The organism is Gilliamella intestini (assembly GCF_900094935.1).
Lineage (GTDB): Bacteria > Pseudomonadota > Gammaproteobacteria > Enterobacterales > Orbaceae > Gilliamella > Gilliamella intestini.
Genome location: NZ_FMBA01000108.1, coordinates 1 through 1285 on the forward strand (window position 1 = coordinate 1; position 1285 = coordinate 1285).

Sequence of the window (1285 nt, forward strand, 5' to 3'; positions counted from 1 at the left end):
TGGTCATAATCAAATAGCTCAACTTTTTCAGCATGATGATGCTCGGGGTTGGCCTCAGGATAAGTGACGGTGTGTAGCTGACCGGCGTTATCATACCGGTAACGGCGTGGCTGATGACCGGTGATTTCGGCAAGCTGCCCGTCAGGGGTGTAGTGGTAGTGCTGTTGCCAGAGCGGGGATGGCGAGGCCTGTGTGCCGATATCATAACCATGATAGCGTTAATGGGTGAACGTGTCATACTGGTAGCGGTTAAGTACTCTCCCGTCTCCTTTCCAGCTTGAAATAATAATTAGCTAAAAAGTTACCGTTATCAATTAACTTCATTGATTTTTTTATCCATTGGTTTATTTATAATTCTTAATAGCCTCCCAATACCCATTCTGATGAGAAAAATACTTGATTAAAAAATTATAGTCCCATATTGATGATTTTATAGCATTAAAATAGCCAATATCCAATAAGTTATTTTTTTTAATCAATTCTTTTTCTTTCTCATTATTGATTTTTGTTATACCCTTTTCTCCTCCTATAACTTCATCATCACCATTTATCATTAAAGGAAGAATTTCTTTTTCTTCCAATTCTAAGAACACTTTACCATTAAAAATGACACCTCCATATATATTTGTATGTAAATACTCAATATCATCTCCACCGAATACCATAAAACGATCTTTCATATCAAATGTTAAACCCGATGAATGATAATAATCATGTTCTTTATAAATCACTCTGAGGTCATAACATCGGACATTTTCTATCGTGAGAATAGCTTTACGGGCTAATATAAGTAGATCATCAGCAATATTTATTGTACTTTTAGAGTTTACCGAGAGTATCTGATCTCGCCATATATTCTCATCCATACGTATTGATGTATTTTCGAGATACATATGGCAAGTTGTGCTTCTTGGAACGATTTTGGGTAAGGAAGAATAATTTGTGACACCACTCCAACCATCAAAATCAATAAAATTCTCATAACTATCTGTAATATCAATTTTATATTTCATCATATTACCTATCATTTTTTAAATATATATTCATTTATATTTTTACTAACAATTGGTTTTCCATTTGATTGAGAATACCCTGCACTAGAAATTTGTCGTTTATCAATTAATTGCAAACCTTTATCTTCGGCTATGGATTCTAAATTTCTCATATACTTATTTACTTTACCATCACTCCCACGAATAATTATTGGATCGGCTACACTAAATCATACAACTTTTTTAAGGGGTGAGGTAAACTTATCACAACTAAAAAAGGAACAAATATGAAT

2 protein-coding genes are annotated in these 1285 nt (G+C 33.6%); both read right to left on the reverse strand.

Going from position 1 to position 1285, the window contains the following annotated elements:
* Positions 1–344: 344 nt before the first annotated feature.
* Positions 345–1016 (reverse strand): hypothetical protein, encoded by a 672-nt coding sequence (locus GA0061080_RS12270; RefSeq protein ID WP_141683178.1) that lies wholly within the window; start codon positions 1014–1016, stop codon positions 345–347.
* Between the two features lie 8 nt (positions 1017–1024).
* Positions 1025–1165 carry a hypothetical protein gene (locus tag GA0061080_RS12720; RefSeq protein WP_167349250.1) on the reverse strand — a complete coding sequence of 47 codons (141 nt, stop codon included), beginning with the start codon at positions 1163–1165 and terminating at the stop codon, positions 1025–1027.
* Positions 1166–1285: the final 120 nt, after the last annotated feature.